Below are 21,323 nucleotides of genomic sequence, written 5' to 3' on the forward strand. Positions count from 1 at the left end.
GATGAATCAGAGCACCAACGAAACCGGCACCCTGCGCAAATGGATGTGTGTCGTCTGCGGCTTCATCTATGAAGAGGCGCTGGGCCTGCCCGATGAAGGTATCGAGCCCGGTACGCGTTGGGCCGACGTTCCCGATACCTGGACGTGCCCCGACTGCGGCGCGACCAAGGAAGACTTCGAGATGATCGAAATCGACTGATTTCCAGCTCCGCCTTGCCCTCAAACGGCCCGAATCCGTCATCGTACGGACCGGGCCGTTTGCTTAGATGCTCCTGCGCGTCGGAGAAAACGCGCAACCCAGGCAGGAGCAGCGCCATGCAGCAGTTCATTCCGTTCGAAGACGAGTGGGACATCCTGGAAAGGCTCAGTCCCGAATCCCTCATCCCCTATCACGTCGGCGTTCCCTGCCGGCATGACCTGGCGGCCAACGATCACGGAACCGGGCAGGACGCCCCGACCGGCCCCGTCGCCCCGACACGGGCGGGAGGGGCCCGGACGTAACGCCTGGGACTGCGAACCAAGAACAGATGAACGCAAAGAGCCGGCCGCGCCACAACGCGGCCGGCTCTTCTTGCATGGGAACGGTCCAAACGCTGTAACGGGCGGTTCTTAGGCGCCGGAAAGGTCTCTATGCCGGCGTCACGACGGAATCTCTGTCATCGCAGTGAAAAAAATTCGTATAGACCCCTTCCCAACCCTGAGGAGGGACGCTATAGTTTCGCTCCTCCCCGGACGACACGCTCTTCAACGGGGTTCCACTGAAAACCCACAGCAAAAAAGATTCACGCTGAGGTGTTGACGGACCGGAAAGATGATGTAAGATGAGCGGCTCACTCGGGACGAAATGTTCCAGCGCTGAAACGGCAACGTTCGGCAAGTGATTGAGATCTTTGACAGTGTGCGCAGGTGACTTGTGTGGGCGTCTTGCGATGGACGATTGAATGTCCAATTAATGCAAGCGTCTAACCTAAGAGTCAATTCAAAAGCTTGACGTTTATGGTTAGGAACAACGCTTCAGAAAGATAGATCGCTTTCCTGCTTCGGCAGGGATGAGGTCGAAAACTTAAGTGAAGAGTTTGATCCTGGCTCAGATTGAACGCTGGCGGCATGCCTAACACATGCAAGTCGAACGGCAGCACAGTAGAGCTTGCTCTATGGGTGGCGAGTGGCGGACGGGTGAGTAATGCATCGGGATCTACCCAAACGTGGGGGATAACGTAGGGAAACTTACGCTAATACCGCATACGTCCTAAGGGAGAAAGCGGGGGACCGAAAGGCCTCGCGCGGTTGGACGAACCGATGTGCGATTAGCTAGTTGGTAGGGTAATGGCCTACCAAGGCGACGATCGCTAGCTGGTCTGAGAGGATGATCAGCCACACTGGAACTGAGACACGGTCCAGACTCCTACGGGAGGCAGCAGTGGGGAATATTGGACAATGGGCGCAAGCCTGATCCAGCAATGCCGCGTGTGTGAAGAAGGCCTTCGGGTTGTAAAGCACTTTTATCAGGAGCGAAATACTACTGGCTAATAACCGGTGGGGCTGACGGTACCTGAGGAATAAGCACCGGCTAACTTCGTGCCAGCAGCCGCGGTAATACGAAGGGTGCAAGCGTTAATCGGAATTACTGGGCGTAAAGCGTGCGTAGGCGGTGAGTTAAGTCTGTCGTGAAATCCCCGGGCTCAACCTGGGAATGGCGATGGATACTGGCTCGCTAGAGTGTGATAGAGGATGGTGGAATTCCCGGTGTAGCGGTGAAATGCGTAGAGATCGGGAGGAACATCAGTGGCGAAGGCGGCCATCTGGATCAACACTGACGCTGAGGCACGAAAGCGTGGGGAGCAAACAGGATTAGATACCCTGGTAGTCCACGCCCTAAACGATGCGAACTGGATGTTGGTCTCAACTCGGAGATCAGTGTCGAAGCTAACGCGTTAAGTTCGCCGCCTGGGGAGTACGGTCGCAAGACTGAAACTCAAAGGAATTGACGGGGGCCCGCACAAGCGGTGGAGTATGTGGTTTAATTCGATGCAACGCGAAGAACCTTACCTGGCCTTGACATGTCTGGAATCCTGCAGAGATGCGGGAGTGCCTTCGGGAATCAGAACACAGGTGCTGCATGGCTGTCGTCAGCTCGTGTCGTGAGATGTTGGGTTAAGTCCCGCAACGAGCGCAACCCTTGTCCTTAGTTGCCAGCACGTAATGGTGGGAACTCTAAGGAGACTGCCGGTGACAAACCGGAGGAAGGTGGGGATGACGTCAAGTCATCATGGCCCTTACGGCCAGGGCTACACACGTACTACAATGGTCGGTACAGAGGGTTGCAATACCGCGAGGTGGAGCCAATCCCAGAAAGCCGATCCCAGTCCGGATTGGAGTCTGCAACTCGACTCCATGAAGTCGGAATCGCTAGTAATCGCAGATCAGCTATGCTGCGGTGAATACGTTCCCGGGCCTTGTACACACCGCCCGTCACACCATGGGAGTGAGTTGCTCCAGAAGCCGTTAGTCTAACCGCAAGGGGGACGACGACCACGGAGTGGTTCATGACTGGGGTGAAGTCGTAACAAGGTAGCCGTATCGGAAGGTGCGGCTGGATCACCTCCTTTCGAGAACGACATCCTTCTTCCCCGCAAGACGTCCACACAAGACACCTGCCTTTTATTTCACGCGAAGTTTGCTTCACGCGGCTCCATGCCGCGACAAGCAAAACCGACCATCCCTGGTCGGACTCTTCAACGAAACCCCGCTTCGACGGCAATGTCGTGAGCGAGGTTTTTTTGTTGAGTGCAAAGGTTCCCGGGTCTGTAGCTCAGGTGGTTAGAGCGCACCCCTGATAAGGGTGAGGCCGGTGGTTCGAGTCCTCCCAGACCCACCACCAAATCACTTGGGGCCATAGCTCAGCTGGGAGAGCACCTGCTTTGCAAGCAGGGGGTCGTCAGTTCGATCCTGACTGGCTCCACCATTTTGGTGACACGACGTGAAATGAGAGCAGCGCACACATAAGATTTTAGAAAACGAGGCGGCATTGAGGCCGTTCTTGTGTTCATTGAAAACGTAAACGAGTGACAAGCGTCTTGGTTCGAAACCGAATCGAGATGTGTCGTTGAGGCAATTAAGCGAACGCGTTGTTTGGACATTCGATCATTATCACCTCGTAAGTGATGATAATCGGACCCTGAGGCGACTTGGGGTTATATGGTCAAGCGACTAAGCGTATACGGTGGATGCCTTGGCAGTCAGAGGCGATGAAGGACGTGGCAGCCTGCGAAAAGTGTCGGGGAGCTGGCAACAAGCTTTGATCCGGCAATGTCCGAATGGGGAAACCCACTCCGCAAGGAGTACTGCATGATGAATACATAGTCATGCAGAGCGAACCCGGGGAACTGAAATATCTAAGTACCCGGAGGAAAAGAAATCAACCGAGATTCCGTCAGTAGCGACGAGCGAACGCGGACTAGCCCAAAAGTTTCTAGTGTTTTAGCCGAACGGTTTGGAAAGGCCGGCCATAGCGGGTGATAGCCCCGTAGGCGAAAGGGCATTAGAGATGAAATTGAGTAAGGCGGGGCACGAGAAACCCTGTCTGAATATGGGGGGACCATCCTCCAAGGCTAAATACTCCTGACTGACCGATAGCGAACTAGTACCGTGAGGGAAAGGCGAAAAGAACCCCGGAGAGGGGAGTGAAATAGACCCTGAAACCGTATACGTACAAGCAGTGGAAGCCCGCAAGGGTGACTGCGTACCTTTTGTATAATGGGTCAGCGACTTACTGTCAGTGGCAAGCTTAACCGTATAGGGGAGGCGAAGGGAAACCGAGTCTGAATAGGGCGCATAGTCTCTGGCAGTAGACCCGAAACCGAGTGATCTATCCTTGGCCAGGTTGAAGGTGCGGTAACACGCACTGGAGGACCGAACCCACATCTGTTGCAATAGATGGGGATGAGCTGAGGATAGGAGTGAAAGGCTAAACAAACTCGGAGATAGCTGGTTCTCCTCGAAAGCTATTTAGGTAGCGCCTCGTATGAATCTTCCTGGGGGTAGAGCACTGTTATGGCTAGCGGGCCATCGCGGCTTAGTAAACCATGGCAAACTCCGAATACTAGGACAGAATGTACGGGAGACACACGGCGGGTGCTAACGTCCGTCGTGAAAAGGGAAACAACCCAGACCCGCAGCTAAGGTCCCCAAGTTATCGCTAAGTGGAAAACGATGTGGAAAGGCATAGACAGCCAGGAGGTTGGCTTAGAAGCAGCCACCCTTTAAAGAAAGCGTAATAGCTCACTGGTCGAGTCGGTCTGCGCGGAAGATTTAACGGGGCTAAGCGATACACCGAAGCTCGGGGTGCATTACTTTGTAATGCGCGGTAGAGGAGCGTTCCGTAAGCCTGTGAAGGTGGATTGAGAAGTCTGCTGGAGGTATCGGAAGTGCGAATGCTGACATGAGTAACGATAATGGGGGTGAAAAGCCCCCACGCCGAAAGCCCAAGGTTTCCTCGCGCAACGTTCATCGGCGCAGGGTGAGTCGGCCCCTAAGGCGAGGCAGAAATGCGTAGTCGATGGGAAGCAGGTTAATATTCCTGCACTTGTCTGTAGTGCGATGTGGGGACGGAGAAAGTTAGGTCTACCGGGCGTTGGTTGTCCCGGGGAAAGGCGGTAGGCATGAAGCGTAGGCAAATCCGCGCTTCTTTATGCCGAGCACCGAGACGAGTCCTATTGGACGAAGTGACTGATACTACGCTTCCAGGAAAAGCCACTAAGCTTCAGCTACAGAGAAACCGTACCGTAAACCGACACTGGTAGGCAGGGTGAGAATCCCAAGGCGCTTGAGAGAACTCGGGTGAAGGAACTAGGCAAAATGGCACCGTAACTTCGGGAGAAGGTGCGCCCTCCGACGTGGTCACATGCGTGACTGAGCGTTAGAGGGTCGCAGTAACCTGGCCGCTGCGACTGTTTATCAAAAACACAGCACTCTGCAAACACGAAAGTGGACGTATAGGGTGTGACGCCTGCCCGGTGCTGGAAGGTTAATTGATGGGGTCAGCCGCAAGGCGAAGCTCTTGATCGAAGCCCCAGTAAACGGCGGCCGTAACTATAACGGTCCTAAGGTAGCGAAATTCCTTGTCGGGTAAGTTCCGACCTGCACGAATGGCGTAACGACAGCGGCGCTGTCTCCACCCGAGACTCAGTGAAATTGAAATCGCTGTGAAGATGCAGCGTTCCCGCGGCAAGACGGAAAGACCCCGTGAACCTTTACTATAGCTTTACACTGAACGTTGAGTTCTTCTGTGTAGGATAGGTGGGAGGCTATGAAACCGAGACGCTAGTTTCGGTGGAGCCATCCTTGAAATACCACCCTGAAGTGCTTGACGTTCTAACCTAGGTCCGTAATCCGGATCAGGGACCGTGTATGGTGGGTAGTTTGACTGGGGCGGTCTCCTCCCAAAGAGTAACGGAGGAGCACGAAGGTACGCTCAGCGCGGTCGGACATCGCGCACTGTGTGCAAAGGCATAAGCGTGCTTGACTGCGAGATCGACGGATCAAGCAGGTACGAAAGTAGGTCTTAGTGATCCGGTGGTTCTGTATGGAAGGGCCATCGCTCAACGGATAAAAGGTACTCCGGGGATAACAGGCTGATACCGCCCAAGAGTTCATATCGACGGCGGTGTTTGGCACCTCGATGTCGGCTCATCACATCCTGGGGCTGTAGCCGGTCCCAAGGGTATGGCTGTTCGCCATTTAAAGTGGTACGCGAGCTGGGTTCAGAACGTCGTGAGACAGTTCGGTCCCTATCTGTCGTGGGCGTTGGAGATTTGAGAGGGGCTGCTCCTAGTACGAGAGGACCGGAGTGGACGTTCCGCTGGTGTTCGGGTTGTCATGCCCATGGCATTGCCCGGTAGCTACGAACGGAAGCGATAACCGCTGAAAGCATCTAAGCGGGAAGCGCGCCTCAAGATGAGATCTCCCGAGACTTCGAGTCTCCTTAAGGCACCATCAAGACTAGGTGGTTGATAGGCGCGGTGTGGAAGTGCAGCAATGCATTGAGCTTACGCGTACTAATGAGCCGTGAGGCTTGACCATATAACCCCAAGACGCTTTGTTTAACGCGCTATCCCTGCGCGAGAAAGCGGCCATCCATGGCCGCACTCCTCAGGAAAAGCACGCTTCGACGAATGCATCTCGAAACAAAATTTCACCTCGACGCTTGTCACTCGTTTACCCCTTTGCGGAACTGGCGCATACCCTGCGCTGTTCCCACCCCTTCCCTGGCGGCTATAGCGCTGTGGCCCCACCCGATCCCATCCCGAACTCGGAAGTGAAACGCAGCTGCGCCGATGGTAGTGTGAATTCTCATGCAAGAGTAGGTCACCGCCAGGGGCTTTATCCCTCAAACGCCTTCCCATCCGGGAAGGCGTTTGTCTTTGTGCGGTTTGGAAATATCCCGCTGAAAACCCCGTAAAAACAGCTGTTTTTACCCGGCGCGACCGTGCCCGGGCAGGTGATTCACTCGGTATCGGCCCGCCGAGGCCGATCAGCAGGCACGCGAATAGACGTCCAAACGTCCCTCGGAGACGATTGCATCGATGACCGCCCCGCGATGGCGCGGCCTTCTTGCCTGCGCCTGAATGAGTACGCGAAGTGGGATGCTGTCTGTCGCACAAATTTGCGATGATCGGACATCCCCTACCCACCATGTGACGCGTATGACGACTCCTCAGAAGAGCCGCCTTGGTCCGCTTTCCTATCTGATCTTTTCCTCTCGCTGGCTGCAGCTGCCCCTATACCTGGGCCTGATCGCCGCCCAGGCAATCTATGTCGTGCAGTTCGTGCGCGAGCTGTGGCATCTCGTTGACACAACGCTGCTTGGCCATGTGGTCGAAGGTGCCGGTGCGGAAAGCGCCGAGACGACCATCATGCTGACCGTGCTGGGCCTGATCGACGTAGTGATGATTTCCAACCTGCTGGTGATGGTGATCGTCGGCGGTTACGAAACGTTCGTCTCGCGTTTGAAGCTGGAAGGCCATCCGGATCAGCCCGAGTGGCTCTCGCATGTGAATGCGACGGTGCTGAAGGTGAAGTTGGCGATGGCCATCATCGGCATCTCCTCGATCCACCTGCTCGCGACCTTCATCAAGGCCGATACGCTCAACGCCGAGACGATCAAGTGGCAGGTGCTGCTGCACCTGGCGTTCGTGGTGTCAGCGCTGGCCCTCGCCTTCATCGATCGCATCATGCAGCCGGGCGAGAAGGCCGGCGCGCACTGACGATCCCCGAGGATCGAACTGCTACGCTTGGCGCATCAGCCAAGCGCAGCAGGGGCCGGCAGGCGTGGAACAGCGTTACATCCTTGCCCTCGACCAGGGAACGACGAGTTCGCGGGCCATCTTGTTCGATCATTCCGGCTCGGTGGTCGGCGTCGCGCAGCGCGAATTTGCCCAGGTCTTTCCGCAGCCGGGTTGGGTGGAACACAACCCGCGCGAGATCCTCACCAGCATCCTGGTTACGGTGACGGAGCTGCTGGCCAACACCCAGGTCGAGCTCGGTGAAGTCGCGGCGATTGGCATCACCAACCAGCGCGAGACCACCGTGGTGTGGGATCGCGCCACCGGCCAGCCCATCCATAACGCCATCGTCTGGCAGTCGCGCCAGAGCCTGGACATCTGCGAGCAACTCAAACGGGATGGCTGCGAACCGTTGGTGCGCGAGCGCACAGGCTTGCTGATCGACGCCTATTTCTCGGCGACCAAGCTCCGCTGGATTCTCGATCACGTCGACGGCGCGCAGCAGCGAGCCGAAAGCGGCGAGCTGCTGTTCGGCACCATCGACAGCTGGCTGATCTGGAATCTCAGCGGAGGCGCTACCCACGTCACCGACGTCAGCAACGCGGCGCGTACCTTGCTCTATGACATCCATCGTCGCTGCTGGGACGATGATCTGCTCGCCATGCTCAACATCCCACGCGCGATGCTGCCGGAGGTGCGGTCAAGCAGTGAGATTTACGCGCATACGGCCCCGGCGCAGTTCTTCGGTGCGCGCGTGCCCATCGCGGGTGTGGCCGGCGACCAGCAGGCCGCCTTGTTCGGGCAGGCCTGTTTCACTGCGGGCATGGCCAAGAATACCTATGGCACCGGCTGCTTCATGCTGATGAACACGGGCGAGCAGGCCGTATCGTCGACGCATGGCCTGCTGACGACCATTGCCTGGCAGCTCGGCGATCGCGTGGACTATGCGCTGGAGGGCAGCATCTTCGTGGCCGGCTCGGTGATCCAGTGGCTGCGCGATGGCTTGCGCATGCTGGGCAAGGCCTCCGATTCGCAGGCCTATGCGGAGCGTGTGGCGTCGAGCGATGGCGTGTACATGGTGCCGGCCTTCGTGGGCCTGGGCGCGCCGTATTGGCGCAGCGACGTGCGTGGCGCGGTGTTCGGGCTGAGCCGGGGCACCAGCAAGGAACACTTCGTGCGGGCTGCGCTGGAGTCGATGGCGTACCAGTCGCGCGACGTGCTCACCGCAATGGAGGCGGACGCCGGCATGGCACTCAAGGAGCTGCGTGCCGACGGCGGCGCCATCGCGAACGATTTCATGGCGCAGTTCCAGAGCGACATGCTCGGCGTGCCGGTATTGCGTCCACGCGTGCAGGAAACCACGGCGTTGGGCGCGGCCTATCTGGCGGGCTTGGCCGTCGGCTTCTGGCAGAGCTGCGAAGAGATCGCCAGCCTGTGGCAGGTGGATCGTCGCTTTGAACCGCAGATGCGCGAAACCGAGCGAGATCAGCTCTATCGCGGCTGGCAGGACGCCGTGAGCGCCACCATGGGTTTTCGCGTGGGCTGAAACGAACGAGGCCTCCGCGATGGAGGCCTCGTCGTTCACGCAAGGTGCGGCAAAGCTCAGTCGATGGCGTAACCGAACTGGTCTTCGAACGCCTTGGAGAACTGCGCGTAGTCGAAGTGCTGGTTCTGCGTGCCCGGGTGCTCCACCTTCAGCGCGCCCATCAGTGAGGCCATGCGGCCCACGGTCGGCCAGTCCTTGCCCTTCATGATGCCGAAGATCAGGCCGGCGCGATAAGCGTCGCCACAGCCCGTGGGATCGACCACCTGGCGCTCGCGTGCCGGCGGGATCTCATGGGTGGTGCCTTCGGTATGGATGTGCGAGCCGCGCGGGCCCAGCGTGACGATGTACGCCTTCACGCGCGAAGCGATCTCCTGCGCGCTCCAGCCGGTGCGCTGCTGCAGCAGCTGCGACTCGTAATCGTTGACGATCACGTAGGTCGCCTTTTCGATCATCGAGCGGAACTCGGCGCCGTCGAACAACGGCATGGCCTGGCCCGGATCGAAGATGAAGGGCACGCCGCGTGCGGCGAACTCGTCCACGTGCTGCAGCATGGCGTCGCGGCTGTCCGGCGCCACGATGGCGAAGCTGATCTCCGGGATGTCGCGCACGTGGTTCTTGTGCGCGCTCAGCATGGCGCCCGGGTGAAAGGCGGTGATCTGGTTGTTGTCCAGATCGGTGGTGATGAAGCACTGCGGGGTGAACTGGTCGTCGAATACGCGCACGTAGTCCATGCGGATGCCGCACTTTTCCATGTGCACCTGGTACGGGCCGAAGTCCTGGCCGACCGTCGCCACCGGCAGCGGATCGGCGCCCAACAGCTTGAGGTTATAGGCAATATTGCCGGCGCAGCCGCCGAATTCGCGACGCATGCGGGGCACCAGGAACGACACGTTCAGGATATGAACCTGGTCGGGCAGGATGTGGTTCTTGAACTGGTCCTGGAACACCATGATGGTGTCGTAAGCAAGCGATCCGCAAATGACGGCTGACATGATGCGAGGATATTCCTGGCAGATGAATAGGCAGTCCGGGCAGCGTAACGCCAGCCTGGCTCAAAGTTCCCGATCATACCGGGAAGTTGTGCGGCCCGCGACTTTCTTGCGAGCGGCAGGGCATTTGAGGGAACTCTCAAAAGCCACACAAAGGACGCATAAAAGTCTCATATCACAGCGTAAACAAAGGCTTTCTTAACGAGAATGTCCTTGCGGTCCTGTGGGTTGCTGACTAGACTGGCGCGCTTACTTTTTAGCCACAGCCGACACACGGCGGACCCATGTTCAAGAAGTTTCGCGGCTTTTTCTCCAACGACATTTCGATCGACCTTGGCACGGCCAATACCCTTATTTACGTGAGGGGACAGGGCATTGTGCTGAACGAACCGTCGGTGGTGGCGATTCGTCAGGATCGTGGCCCGGGTGGTCCCCGTGCCGTGGCCGCCGTGGGTACCGAGGCCAAGCGCATGCTGGGCCGTACGCCCGGCAACATCGCCACGGTGCGTCCGATGAAGGATGGCGTGATCGCCAACTTCTCGATGACCGAGGCCATGCTGCAGCACTTCATCAAGCAGGTGCACAAGTCGCGCATGCTCCGCCCGAGCCCGCGCGTGCTGGTTTGCGTGCCCTGCGGCTCCACCCAGGTGGAACGCCGCGCGATCAAGGAATCGGCCGAAGGCGCCGGTGCCCGTGACGTGTTCCTGATCGAGGAACCGATGGCGGCCGCGATCGGCGCCGGCATCCCGGTGCACGAGGCGCGCGGCTCGATGGTGCTGGATATCGGCGGCGGCACCTCCGAAGTGGCGGTGATCTCGCTCAACGGCATCGTCTACTCGCAGTCCGTGCGCGTGGGCGGCGACCGCTTCGACGAAGCGATCATCAACTACGTGCGCCGCAACCATGGCACGCTGATCGGCGAATCCACCGCCGAGCGCATCAAGCTTGAGATCGGTTGCGCCTTCCCGCAGACCAACGTGAAGGAAATCGAGATTTCCGGCCGTAATCTGGCGGAAGGCGTGCCGCGCATGTTCACCATCAACTCCAACGAAGTGCTGGAAGCGCTGCACGAGCCGCTGTCGGGCATCGTGGCGGCGGTGAAGTCGGCACTCGAGCAGACCCCGCCGGAACTGTGCTCCGACGTCGCCGAGCGCGGCATCGTGCTCACCGGTGGCGGCGCGCTGCTGCGCGACTTGGATCGCCTGATCTCCGAGGAAACCGGCTTGCACGTCCAGGTGGCCGATGAGCCGCTGACCTGCGTGGCCCGTGGCGGCGGCAAGGCGCTGGAGCTGATCGATCAGCACGGCAGCGACTTCTTCGCTCCCGAGTAACCCATACGACAGGGGCGGGTTAAGCCATGGCGCTTGCGCGCGAGGAATCCTCGCCCCTGTTTGCCGGTACCGTCGCCGGTACCCTCAGGCTCATTCTTTATCTTGCGCTGGCCATGGTGCTGATGGTGCTCGACCATCGCAACGGCTGGATCTGGCGGCTGCGTTATGCCACCTCGGTGCTGGTGGAGCCGGTGTATCGGCTGGCCAGCCTGCCGGCGTCCGGCATGCATACGCTCAGCGTAGCGTTCTCCGACCGCAAGCTGCTGACCGAGCAGAACCAGCGCCTGCGCGAAGACCTGTTGCTCGCCAACGCCAAGCTCAACCGCATGGCGGCCGTGGCCGAGCAGAACGAGCGTCTCAAGCAATTGCTGGATACGCAGCACAGCCTTGACCTCAACGTGCAGCTGGCCCGCGTGATCGACGTGGACCTGGGCTCGTACCGTCACCGCATGCTGGTCAACGTGGGCTCGCACGATGGCGTGAAGCCTGGCCAGGTAGTGATCGACGCGCACGGCGTGATGGGCCAGGTGGTGGAAGTGATGCCGCGCACCTCGCTGGTGATGCTGGTGACCGATCCCGACCATGCCATTCCGGTGGTGGTCGAGCGCACCGGCCTGCGCACCGTGGCCTACGGCACGCGCGATGGCGACCTGCTGAGCCTGCCGAACATCTCCATGGCAGCCGACGTGCATCCGGGCGACAAGCTGCTCTCCTCCGGTCTGGGCGGTCGTTTCCCGCCGGGCTTCCCGGTGGGCGAAATCCGCAGCGTGGAACCGGCTGCTTCGGGCATGTTCCTGGAAGGGCGCGCGCGTCCTTCGGCGGATCTGGATCGCAGCGACAACGTGCTGCTGCTGCACGATCTGGCCGAACCGGCTGGGCCACCTGCGCCAGCCGCACCGGTGGGGCCGCCGGCCGACCTCGCGCCTGCGCCGAGCGCCAGTGCACCAGCGCCGCCGCGTGCCAACGCGACACCTGCGCAAACGCCGCCGGCCACCACGAATCCGGTGCAGCCATGAGCAAACCTCGCATCAGCCTGATCTGGTTCGTCGGCACGCTGGTCTTTGCGGTGCTGTCCATGCTGATTCCGCTGCCGGCGCCGCTGCAACCGTTCAAGCCGTATTGGCCGGCGCTGTTCCTGCTGTACTGGGCATTGGAGTCGGGCGAGCGCGTGACGCTTGGCCTGGCCTTCGTGATTGGCCTGAGCGCCGACTTGCTCGACGGCGTGTTGCTGGGCGAGCAGGCGATGCGGTTGTGCGCATTGGTGTTCATCGTGCTGCGTTTCCGCTCGCGCCTGCGCTTCTTCCCGATGTGGCAGCAGACCCTGGCCGTGCTCGCCTTGCTGCTCAACGACCGCGTGCTGCTGCTGATCGTGCGCACCTTCGCGGGTGACGCGTTGCCGCCCGCCACGTGGTGGATCTCGCCGTTCGTCGGCGCTGCGCTATGGCCGTTCCTGTTCCTGCTGATGGACGACCTGCGCATGCGTTTGCGCATCCAGTAGCGCCATGGCCCTGCGGCGACGATCGATCAAGGACACGCGCGGCGAAGCCACGCTCTTTCGCGTGCGAGCGATGGTGGGTTTCGCGCTGATCCTGCTGGGTCTGGGCGTGCTGGTTGTGCGCTATCACTACCTGCAGGTGCAGCGTCACGACGAATTCGCGCTGCGCTCGGAAAACAATCGCGTGAAGCCGCGTGCGATTCCGCCGGCACGCGGTCTGATCTTCGATCGCTCGGGCGTGCTGCTGGCCGATAACGTGCCGGCGTTCCGCCTGGAAGTGGTGCCCGAGCAGGTGAAGGATTTGCCGGCCATGCTGGCCGCCATCCGCGAAGTCGTGCCGCTGGACGACAGCGACATCGACGCGTTCAAGAAGCAGCTCAAGCAGAACCGGCGCTTCGACAGCGTGCCACTGAAATTGCACCTGACCGAAGACGAGATTGCCCGCTTCGCCATCAATCGCTGGCGTTTCCCGGGGCTGGACGTGGTGCCGTACCTGACTCGTCGCTACCCCTACGGGCCGTTGTTCGCGCATGTGGTGGGCTACGTCAGCCGCATCGACGCCGACGACCTGACCCGGCTCGATGCCGATCGCTACAAGGGCACCAGCCATGTCGGGCGCAGTGGCCTGGAGCGTTCCTATGAGGACGTGTTGCACGGCGACCCCGGTTACGAGCTTGTCGAAGTGAACGCCGACAACCGCGTGCAGCGCGTGCTGGAAACCCACGCACCCACGCCCGGCAAGAATCTCTATCTCAACATCGACGTGCGCGTGCAGAAGGCAGCCACCGATGCGTTCCAGGGACGGCCGGGCTCGGCCGTGGCGATCGATCCGCGCAACGGCCAGGTGCTGGCGATGGTCAGCGTGCCGAGCTTCGATCCGAACCTGTTCGTCAACGGCATCAGCAAGGCCGACTACACCGGCTACATGAATGCCGAAGACAAGCCGCTGCTCAATCGCGCGCTGAAAAGCGCGTATCCGCCGGGTTCGACGGTGAAGCCGTTCCTGGCCTTGGGTGGTTTGGAGTTGGGTATTCGTCGTCCTGAAGACACGGTGTTGTCGACGGGTGAGTTCTGCATACCGGGGCAGCAGCGTTGTTATCGCGATGACGTGCGCGGCGGCAACGGCACCGTCAACATGATTCGGGCGATCCAGCTATCGACCAATACGTATTTCTACAAGCTCGCGTTGGACATGGGCATCGATCGGTTTGCCAGCTGGATGGGTAGCCTGGGCTTTGGCAAGAAGACCGGCATCGATCTCCTTGGCGAGGCCGAGGGCATCCTGCCGTCGCGCGAGTGGAAGGCTACACGCAGCAAATATCCATGGTTCCAGGGCGAAACCGTCATCGCTGGTATCGGCCAGGGTTACTGGAACGTCACCGCGCTGCAGTTGGCCCACGCGACCGCCACATTTGCAGGTCATGGCACGCCGTACACGCCACGACTGGTGATGGCGACGGCCGCCGTGAAGGAGCATCCGGTAGCGCTGCCCAATCCACCGGCTGGACCGTCGGTGATCCGCAAGCCCAATGACTGGAACGTGGTGAATGAGGGCATGGAGGCCGTGGTGTACGGGGTGGGCGGAACGGCGCAGCAGGCAGGGGTCTTCAAAGGATTTCCTCTGCGGGTCGCTGGCAAGAGCGGCACGGCGGAACGTTTCTCACGTCGCAGCAACGAGTACGACAACAACAAGAACCTGGCCTATCTGGCGACGCGGCACCGCGCATGGTTCATCGGCTACACACCCACGGAAGCACCACGAATCGCCGTGGTCGCGATGCTCGAATCAGGCGCCTGGGGTGCGGCAGACGCAGGTCCCATCGTGCGCCAGGTAATGGATGCGTGGCTGGCGTCCAACGGTGGCCCGGTGCCACCGAAGAACACGCCGGAAAATGGCCCGGCCGTTCCGTCCAGCACGCCTGAACTACCCGAAGACACACCGGTGGCCACGCCAGCCGACATGTCCGCCATGCCCGCCGACAGCACCAGCACGGCGCCGCCCGACGACGGAGGCAACCCGTGATCGACGAGCTGCAGGTACGCCTCGTGCGCTTCATCCGCCGCCTGATGACGCGACCGCGCATCGATATTCCGCTCGCCTTCGGCCTGATCCTGCTGGCCAGCGTGGGCCTGGTCACGCTGTACAGCGCCAGTGGCGGCAATATGGCGATGATCGGCGGACAGGCCGCGCGCTTCGTCATGGGCGGTGTGCTGGTGATGCTGATTTCGCGCATCCCGCCGTCGATGCTGCGCACCTGGACGCCGTGGCTGTTCGCCGGCAGCGTGATGTTGCTGCTGGTGGTGGCGGGCATCGGCGAGGTGCGCAGCGGCTCCAAGCGCTGGCTGGATCTGGGCGTGGTGTCGTTCCAGCCGTCCGAGCTGCTCAAGCTCACCATGCCGATGATGGTGGCCTGGTACCTGCATCCGCGGCAGCTGCCGCCGAGCTGGAAAGACATCATCGTCGTCGGCATCCTCATTGCGATTCCGGCCGGTCTGATCGCGGAGCAGCCGGACCTGGGCACGGCCTTGCTGGTATCTGCGGCGGGTGCGTTCGCGCTGTTCCTGTCGGGCATGCGCTGGTGGAAGATCGGCAGCCTGCTGGCCGCCGTGGGCGCGATGGTTCCGGTGGCCTGGCACTTCCTGCACGAATACCAGCGCAATCGCGTGCGCACGCTGCTCGATCCGGAATCCGATCCGCTCGGCAACGGCTGGCACATCATCCAGTCGCAGATTGCCGTGGGTTCCGGCGGCGTGTTCGGCAAGGGCTGGCAGCACGGTACGCAGTCGCGCCTGGACTTCCTGCCCGAGCACACCACCGACTTCATTTTTGCGGTGTTTTCCGAGGAATTCGGCCTGGTTGGCGTGATCGGCGTGATGCTGCTGTACGCCTTCATCATCGGCCGCTGCCTGTGGATTGCGATGGAGGCGCGCGACACCTATTCACGCCTGCTCGCCGGCGCCATCGGCATGAGCTTCTTCGTCTACGTGTTCGTCAATGGCGGCATGGTGGCGGGCATGTTGCCGGTGGTGGGCGTGCCGATGCCGCTGATCAGCTACGGCGGCACCTCGGCGGTGTCGCTGCTGACCGGGTTTGGGGTGCTGATGTCGATTTACGCCAACCGCAAGATCCACAAGTAGAGGCACATTGCTGTCGCGCACAAGTGCGCTCCCACAAGGGGACTGACATTGTGGGAGCGCACTTGTGCGCGACAGGTTCTCGCGAAAAAGCAGCGGTTTTCGCCAGCCCGCATGCTAGGCTACCTTCGTAGCCGTTTACGACAGCGAAGTCATTCATGCCCTCGATTCCCGCGTCGCTCCCGACTCGTCGCCTTGTTGCCACGCTGGGCCTCCTTCTCGCCGCTGCAAGCATGCCGGCGTTCGCGCAAACCCATCCCGGACAGGATCAGCTGGTCAGCGAAGTGGCCCGCGATACGGGCAAGAGCAGTGCATCGCTGAATGCCTTACTGGATGGCGCGAAGAAGCAGCAGAGCATCCTCGATGCGATCAGCCGTCCCGCCGAAGCCAAGCCGTGGAAGGATTACCGGCCGATCTTCATGACGCCGCAGCGCATCAACGACGGCATCGCGTTCTATCGCGAACATCGCGCCCTGCTGGAAAGCATCGGCAAGCAGTACGGCGTGGCGCCGGAGTACATCGTGGCCATCGTCGGCGTGGAAACCTCCTACGGCCGCATCACAGGCAAGTACAAGGTGCTCGATGCGCTGGTGACGCTGGGCCTGTATTACCCGCCGCGCGCCACCTATTTCCGCCAACAGCTGAAGGTGCTGCTGGAGTTGCCGGAGAACCATCTGGCCGGTCCCGTCGACACGCTCACCGGGTCGTACGCGGGCGCGCAGGGCTGGGGGCAGTTCATGCCCGAGAGCATCCGCGACTTCGGCGTGGACGCCGATGGCGATGGCCGCATCGACCTGAAGAATTCGCTGCCCGACATCTTTGCCAGCGTCGCCAACTACTTCGCCAAGCACGGCTGGCAGACGGGTGGCCTGGTGGCCGCGCCGGCGCGGGCCGATGGCGCCGCCAAGCCCATTTCCGTCAAGGACTCCAAACCGCAATGGCCGCTCGAGCAGCTCGTAGCGTGGGGCTACGCACCCTTGCAGTCGATCAATCCCGGGCAGCCCACCAGCCTGCAGTCGCTGCAGGGCGCGGATGGCATGGAGTACTGGCTCACCTTCCAGAATTTCTACGTGATCACCACCTACAACCGCAGTCCGCTCTATGCGTTGGCGGTGCACCAGCTGGCGCAGGCCATCGCGCAAGGGGCGAACGGGCCGGGGAACGACGGGATGGACGTGACGCAATGAGCTGGCGGCTGGCGCTGCCACTTCTGTTGATGGCGCTGCTGGCCGGCTGCAGCGGCGGCAAGACCCGTCCCTCCAGCAGCCATGGCTCCACGTCGCGCGGTCCCTACGCCTCGGGTAGCAGCAGCGGGTCGTCCGCGCCATCGCGCGGCGGTGTCAACGACGACACCAGCCGCCCGCAGAGCAGCCGTTATCGCGACGACACGGACAGCGTGCCCGCAGGCCCGCCGCCGGAAGTCATCGCCAAGTTGCCCGAGCCGGTGCCGAAGGTGGAACCGCGCGCGCTCTACGGCAACAAGTCGCCGTACACCGTGCTGGGCCAAACCTATAACGTGCTGGCCTCGCCGAACGGTTATGTGGAGCGCGGCATCGCCTCGTTCTACGGCAACAAATTCCACGGGTACAAGACGTCCAGTCTCGAGGACTACGACATGTACCAGTTCAGCGCCGCGCACAAGACGCTGCCGATCCCCAGCTATGCGCGTGTGACCAACCTGGAAAACGGCAAGAGCGTGATCGTGCGCATCAACGATCGCGGTCCGTTCCACGAGAACCGCGTGATCGATCTCTCCTACGCCGCCGCCGTGCGCATTGGCGTCTGGCCCAAGGGCACCGGCCTGGTGGAAGTGCGGGCGATCGATCCGGCGCAGCCGCTTTCCGCCCAGACCCTGCCGCCGCCACCGCCCGCGCCCAAACCTGCCAGCCCGGGGCCCGGTATTTTCCTGCAGGTGGGCGCATTCTCCGACGGGGTCAACGCCGAGCGCGTGGCGCAGCAATTGCGTGTCGCCAATTTTGCGCCGGTACAGGTGGTGGATGCGCAAATCAACGGTCGCACGATCCGCCGCGTGCGCGTGGGCCCCCTCGCCAGCGTCGACCAGGCCGACGACGTGACCACGCGGATCGAGGGCATGGGCCTGCCCAGGCCGCAGGTCGCGGTAGACTGATGTATTGAAATTCTTGCGGCGCCACGGCGTCGCGATAGCCATTGGACCGAATCGAACGATGAACCTGATCCGCCGTACCCTCTCCTCGCTTGCCGTGGCCGCCCTGGTCGTCGGCACGGCCGTTGCCCAGCAGACCCCGCCCAAGCCCGTCCCGGTGCCGCGCCCGGTGATGCCTGAGGCCCCGGTGCCTCCGCCGCCGGATGTGGATGGCAAGAGCTGGGTGCTGATGGATTACGCCACCGGCCAGGTGCTCGCCTCGAAGGAGCCGGACCTGCGCGTGGAGCCGGCCTCGATCACCAAGATCATGACCGACTATGTGGTGTCTGCCGAAGTCGCCAACGGCAAGGTCCACATGAACGACCCGGTCACCATCAGTGAGAACGCCTGGCGCGGCGGCGGCGCGGGCACCGACGGTTCCACCAGCTTCCTCAAGCTCAACAGCCAGGTGCCGCTGAAGGACCTGCTGTACGGCCTGATCATCCAGTCCGGCAACGACGCCGCCATTGCGCTGGCCGAACACACGGCCGGCTCGGAGCAGGCGTTCTCCGGCCTGATGAACGGTTATGCCAAGCAGTTGGGCATGACCAACACGAACTTCCAGAATGCGTCGGGTTATCCGATCGCCAACCACTACTCGACGGCGCGCGACATCGCGATTCTTTCGCGCGCGCTGATCCACGACTTCCCCGAGGACTATGCGATCTCGGCGATCAAGGATTTCGAGTGGAACGGCATTAAGCAGCACAACCGCAACCTGCTGCTGTGGCGCGACCCGACCGTGGACGGCATCAAGACCGGCCACACGGCCGCGGCCGGTTTCTGCCTGGCCGCCTCGGCCAAGCAGGGCGACTCGCGCATGATCGCCATCGTGATGGGCTCGACCAACGAGAAGACCCGCGCCGACGCGGCCATGGCGCTGCTCAGCTACGGTTTCCGTTTCTACGAGACGCACAAGCTGTATGACAGCGGCAAGCCGCTGGCCACGCCCAGGCTGTGGAAGGGCCAGTCCAACCAGCTGCCGCTGGGCGTGAGCGACAACGTGCTGGTCACCGTCAAGCGCGGCGACTACGACAAGCTGCAGGCCACCCTGGACGTGCCGGCGACGCTGGTCGCGCCGTTCACCAAGGGCCAGCAGGTGGGTACGCTACGCGTCACGCTGGACGGCCAGCCGGTGCAGAACGTGCCGCTGATCGCCCTGGCCGATGCCCCGCAGGCCGGTTTCTTCGGGCGCCTGTGGGACAGCATCATGCTGTGGTTCCATAGCGACAAGAAGCCCGACGAAAAGAAGTGAGTGAGGTGCACTGATGCGCGATATCGACTCCATCGAGGCCCAAGAAGGCCAAGGCTTCCAGTTTCCCGGTGAATTCGAGATCACCGCGATGGGCAACGCCAGCGCCGATCTGCCGGCCCGCGTGCCGCAGATCCTCGAAGGCATCGGCGTGCACGTGCTGCATGAGACGGTCAAGCAGCGCCATTCGCGCGAAGGCAACTTCATCTCGGTGACGGTGAGCTTCCGCGCCGAGACGCGCGAGCAGTACGACGAGGCGCACGCCTCGCTGCGTGCCGACCCGGACATCCGCTACACGCTGTGAGGCGTGCCCGCGTTGAGACCTCGAGGCCTGGCGGGCTTCCGCGCCCGCCAGGCCTCCAGTGACTTCCAGCCCTTGCAAGGGTGGTCTCACGACCGCAGATAATCACCTCCGTCCCCAGGTCATTGATCATGTCCCTGCCGCTCAAAGTTCGTCGTCTCGGTCGCCAGCCCTACGAGGCGACCTGGGAGGCGATGAGCCAATTCACCAACAACCGGGGCCCGGACACGCCCGACGAGCTGTGGCTGCTCGAACACGATCCGGTATTCACCCTCGGCCAGGCCGGCAAGACCGAACACGTGCTGGCGCCGGGCGACATCCCGGTGATCCATGTGGATCGGGGCGGCCAGGTGACCTATCACGGCCCCGGCCAGATCGTGGGCTACCCGATGATCGACCTGCGCCGCGCGGGCGTCAGCGTGCGTGAGCTGGTCAACAAGATCGAGCAGGCCATCATCGACACCATGGGCCACTGGAACATCGGCGCCGAGCGCCTCGAGGGCGCCCCGGGCGTCTACGTGGCGGGCGCCAAGGTGGCGGCGCTGGGGCTGCGGGTGCGCCGCGGCTGCAGCTTCCACGGCCTGGCCTTCAACGTGAACATGGACCTTGAGCCGTATCACCGCATCAATCCCTGTGGCTACAAGGGTTTGGCGGTCACGCAGGTGTTAGACTTGGGCGGTCCGTCGCGCCTGTCGGATGTCGAGGACGCCCTGGTGGAGGAGTTCTGCCGCCAGTTTGGATTCGTCGCCGAGGCGGCGCCCCCCATACTCCCTGAACTACCCGCTCGCGTAGCGGTCTGAGCTTGCCTACATGAGCGATATGTCCTCTTCCAAAGTCATCCCGATCAGCGTCGTTGGCGGTGCCCCCGTCGAAAAGCAGCTCGGCAATGACAAGATCGGGCTCAACCGCGCCGGTTTCGACACCAACGTGCCGACGCTGCGCAAGCCGAGCTGGATTCGCGTGCGCTTGCCGCAGGGCAACGCGGTGCAGCAGCTGAAGTCGCGCCTGCGCGAAAACTCGCTGGTGACGGTGTGCGAGGAAGCCTCGTGCCCGAACATCCACGAGTGCTTCAGCAAGGGCACCGCCACCTTCATGATCCTGGGCGAGGTCTGCACCCGTCGCTGCTCGTTCTGCGACGTGGCGCATGGCCGTCCGGCCGCGCCCGATCCGCTGGAACCGGCACGCCTGGCCGAAACCATCCGCGACATGCGCCTGAAGTACGTGGTGATCACCTCGGTGGACCGCGACGACCTGCGTGACGGCGGTGCCGAGCATTTCGCCGCCTGCATCCGCGCCACGCGCCATGCGGCGCCGAACATCAAGATCGAAATCCTCACGCCCGATTTCCGCGGCAAGGGCCGCATGGAACGCGCGCTGGAAGTGCTGAAGGATTTCCCGCCGGACGTGTTCAACCACAATCTGGAAACCGTGCCGCACCTCTATCGCGAAGTGCGCCCGGGTGCCGATTACCAGTGGTCGCTGGACCTGCTCAAGCGCTTCAAGGCGCAGCATCCGGACGTGCCGACCAAGTCCGGCATCATGCTGGGCCTGGGCGAAACGATGGAGCAGGTGCTCGAGACCATGCGCGATCTGCGTGCGCACGATGTGGACATGATCACCATCGGCCAGTACCTGCAGCCGACGCCGCATCACCATCCGGTGGTCCGTTACTGGACGCCGGACGAATTCAACGAACTGCGCGAAGCCGGCGAAGCGATGGGTTTCCATCACGTCGCCTCCGGCCCGCTGGTGCGCTCGTCCTACCACGCTGACCTGCAGGCTCACGCCGCGGGCGTCACTGAGAACGCCTGAAGAGGCCCAAGAGAT

General features: G+C 61.7%; 16 protein-coding genes, 2 tRNA genes and 3 rRNA genes. 20 read left to right on the forward strand and 1 reads right to left on the reverse strand.

Annotated features, from left to right (window positions below; translation table 11 throughout):
• Position 1: 1 nt before the first annotated feature.
• The 9 genes from ACN9MB_RS03230 to glpK all read left to right on the forward strand — a co-directional run bounded on the left by ACN9MB_RS03230 (position 2) and on the right by glpK (position 8,829).
• Positions 2-199 carry a rubredoxin gene (locus ACN9MB_RS03230; RefSeq protein WP_102301013.1) on the forward strand — a complete coding sequence of 66 codons (198 nt, stop codon included), beginning with the start codon at positions 2-4 and terminating at the stop codon, positions 197-199.
• A 116-nt stretch (positions 200-315) separates the two neighbouring features.
• Entirely contained in the window at positions 316-501 is a 186-nt protein-coding gene (locus tag ACN9MB_RS03235; RefSeq protein ID WP_204636648.1) for a hypothetical protein, read from the forward strand.
• A 563-nt stretch (positions 502-1,064) separates the two neighbouring features.
• Positions 1,065-2,609, forward strand: a 16S ribosomal RNA gene (locus tag ACN9MB_RS03240).
• Positions 2,610-2,801: 192 nt separating this feature from the next.
• Positions 2,802-2,878: transfer RNA gene (locus ACN9MB_RS03245), tRNA-Ile, on the forward strand.
• An 11-nt stretch (positions 2,879-2,889) separates the two neighbouring features.
• Positions 2,890-2,965, forward strand: a tRNA-Ala gene (locus tag ACN9MB_RS03250).
• Positions 2,966-3,200: 235 nt separating this feature from the next.
• A 23S ribosomal RNA gene (locus ACN9MB_RS03255) occupies positions 3,201-6,081 on the forward strand.
• A gap of 184 nt (positions 6,082-6,265) precedes the next feature.
• Positions 6,266-6,378: ribosomal RNA gene (gene rrf, locus ACN9MB_RS03260) — 5S ribosomal RNA — on the forward strand.
• The 16S, 23S and 5S rRNA genes sit together here with 2 tRNA genes alongside, the layout of an rRNA operon.
• Positions 6,379-6,704: 326 nt before the next feature.
• On the forward strand, positions 6,705-7,265 hold the full coding sequence (locus ACN9MB_RS03265; protein WP_204635943.1) for a TIGR00645 family protein: 561 nt from the start codon (positions 6,705-6,707) through the stop codon (positions 7,263-7,265).
• A gap of 64 nt (positions 7,266-7,329) precedes the next feature.
• A complete protein-coding gene (gene glpK, locus ACN9MB_RS03270) occupies positions 7,330-8,829 on the forward strand; it encodes a glycerol kinase GlpK (RefSeq protein ID WP_426270767.1) in 1,500 nt (499 codons plus the stop codon).
• A gap of 56 nt (positions 8,830-8,885) precedes the next feature.
• Here the strand turns inward: glpK and ACN9MB_RS03275 are convergent, their stop codons facing one another.
• Positions 8,886-9,821 (reverse strand): carbohydrate kinase family protein, encoded by a 936-nt coding sequence (locus ACN9MB_RS03275; RefSeq protein ID WP_204635945.1) that lies wholly within the window; start codon positions 9,819-9,821, stop codon positions 8,886-8,888.
• A 281-nt stretch (positions 9,822-10,102) separates the two neighbouring features.
• On the opposite strand from ACN9MB_RS03275, the gene ACN9MB_RS03280 reads away from it, so the two are divergent.
• The 11 genes from ACN9MB_RS03280 to lipA all read left to right on the forward strand — a co-directional run bounded on the left by ACN9MB_RS03280 (position 10,103) and on the right by lipA (position 21,308).
• On the forward strand, positions 10,103-11,149 hold the full coding sequence (locus tag ACN9MB_RS03280) for a rod shape-determining protein (RefSeq protein WP_204635946.1): 1,047 nt from the start codon (positions 10,103-10,105) through the stop codon (positions 11,147-11,149).
• Between the two features lie 26 nt (positions 11,150-11,175).
• Positions 11,176-12,165, forward strand: coding sequence for a rod shape-determining protein MreC (gene mreC, locus ACN9MB_RS03285; protein ID WP_426270768.1), 990 nt, complete (start codon positions 11,176-11,178; stop codon positions 12,163-12,165).
• Positions 12,162-12,647 carry a rod shape-determining protein MreD gene (gene mreD, locus ACN9MB_RS03290; RefSeq protein ID WP_204635948.1) on the forward strand — a complete coding sequence of 162 codons (486 nt, stop codon included), beginning with the start codon at positions 12,162-12,164 and terminating at the stop codon, positions 12,645-12,647. Before mreC ends, mreD begins: the two co-directional genes overlap by 4 nt.
• Positions 12,648-12,651: 4 nt before the next feature.
• Positions 12,652-14,667, forward strand: a complete 2,016-nt coding sequence (mrdA, locus tag ACN9MB_RS03295; RefSeq protein WP_426270769.1) for a penicillin-binding protein 2 — start codon at positions 12,652-12,654, stop codon at positions 14,665-14,667.
• Between the two features lie 44 nt (positions 14,668-14,711).
• Entirely contained in the window at positions 14,712-15,782 is a 1,071-nt protein-coding gene (gene rodA / locus ACN9MB_RS03300; RefSeq protein WP_426271879.1) for a rod shape-determining protein RodA, read from the forward strand.
• Positions 15,783-15,937: 155 nt separating this feature from the next.
• On the forward strand, positions 15,938-16,966 hold the full coding sequence (gene mltB / locus ACN9MB_RS03305) for a lytic murein transglycosylase B (protein ID WP_426270770.1): 1,029 nt from the start codon (positions 15,938-15,940) through the stop codon (positions 16,964-16,966).
• Positions 16,963-17,907, forward strand: coding sequence for a septal ring lytic transglycosylase RlpA family protein (locus ACN9MB_RS03310; protein WP_204635952.1), 945 nt, complete (start codon positions 16,963-16,965; stop codon positions 17,905-17,907). Before mltB ends, ACN9MB_RS03310 begins: the two co-directional genes overlap by 4 nt.
• 58 nt (positions 17,908-17,965) lie before the next feature.
• Positions 17,966-19,198 (forward strand): D-alanyl-D-alanine carboxypeptidase family protein, encoded by a 1,233-nt coding sequence (locus tag ACN9MB_RS03315; protein WP_204635953.1) that lies wholly within the window; start codon positions 17,966-17,968, stop codon positions 19,196-19,198.
• Positions 19,199-19,211: 13 nt separating this feature from the next.
• Positions 19,212-19,499, forward strand: a complete 288-nt coding sequence (locus tag ACN9MB_RS03320) for a YbeD family protein (protein WP_204635954.1) — start codon at positions 19,212-19,214, stop codon at positions 19,497-19,499.
• Between the two features lie 128 nt (positions 19,500-19,627).
• The gene (gene lipB, locus ACN9MB_RS03325) at positions 19,628-20,296 is read left to right on the forward strand and encodes a lipoyl(octanoyl) transferase LipB (protein WP_156171363.1); all 669 of its coding nucleotides are present in this window, start codon (positions 19,628-19,630) and stop codon (positions 20,294-20,296) included.
• 10 nt (positions 20,297-20,306) lie between these two features.
• Positions 20,307-21,308 (forward strand): lipoyl synthase, encoded by a 1,002-nt coding sequence (gene lipA, locus ACN9MB_RS03330; RefSeq protein ID WP_204635955.1) that lies wholly within the window; start codon positions 20,307-20,309, stop codon positions 21,306-21,308.
• Positions 21,309-21,323 lie beyond the last annotated feature (15 nt).

Source organism: Dyella kyungheensis (genome assembly GCF_049913195.1).
Classification (GTDB): Bacteria; Pseudomonadota; Gammaproteobacteria; order Xanthomonadales; family Rhodanobacteraceae; genus Dyella; species Dyella kyungheensis.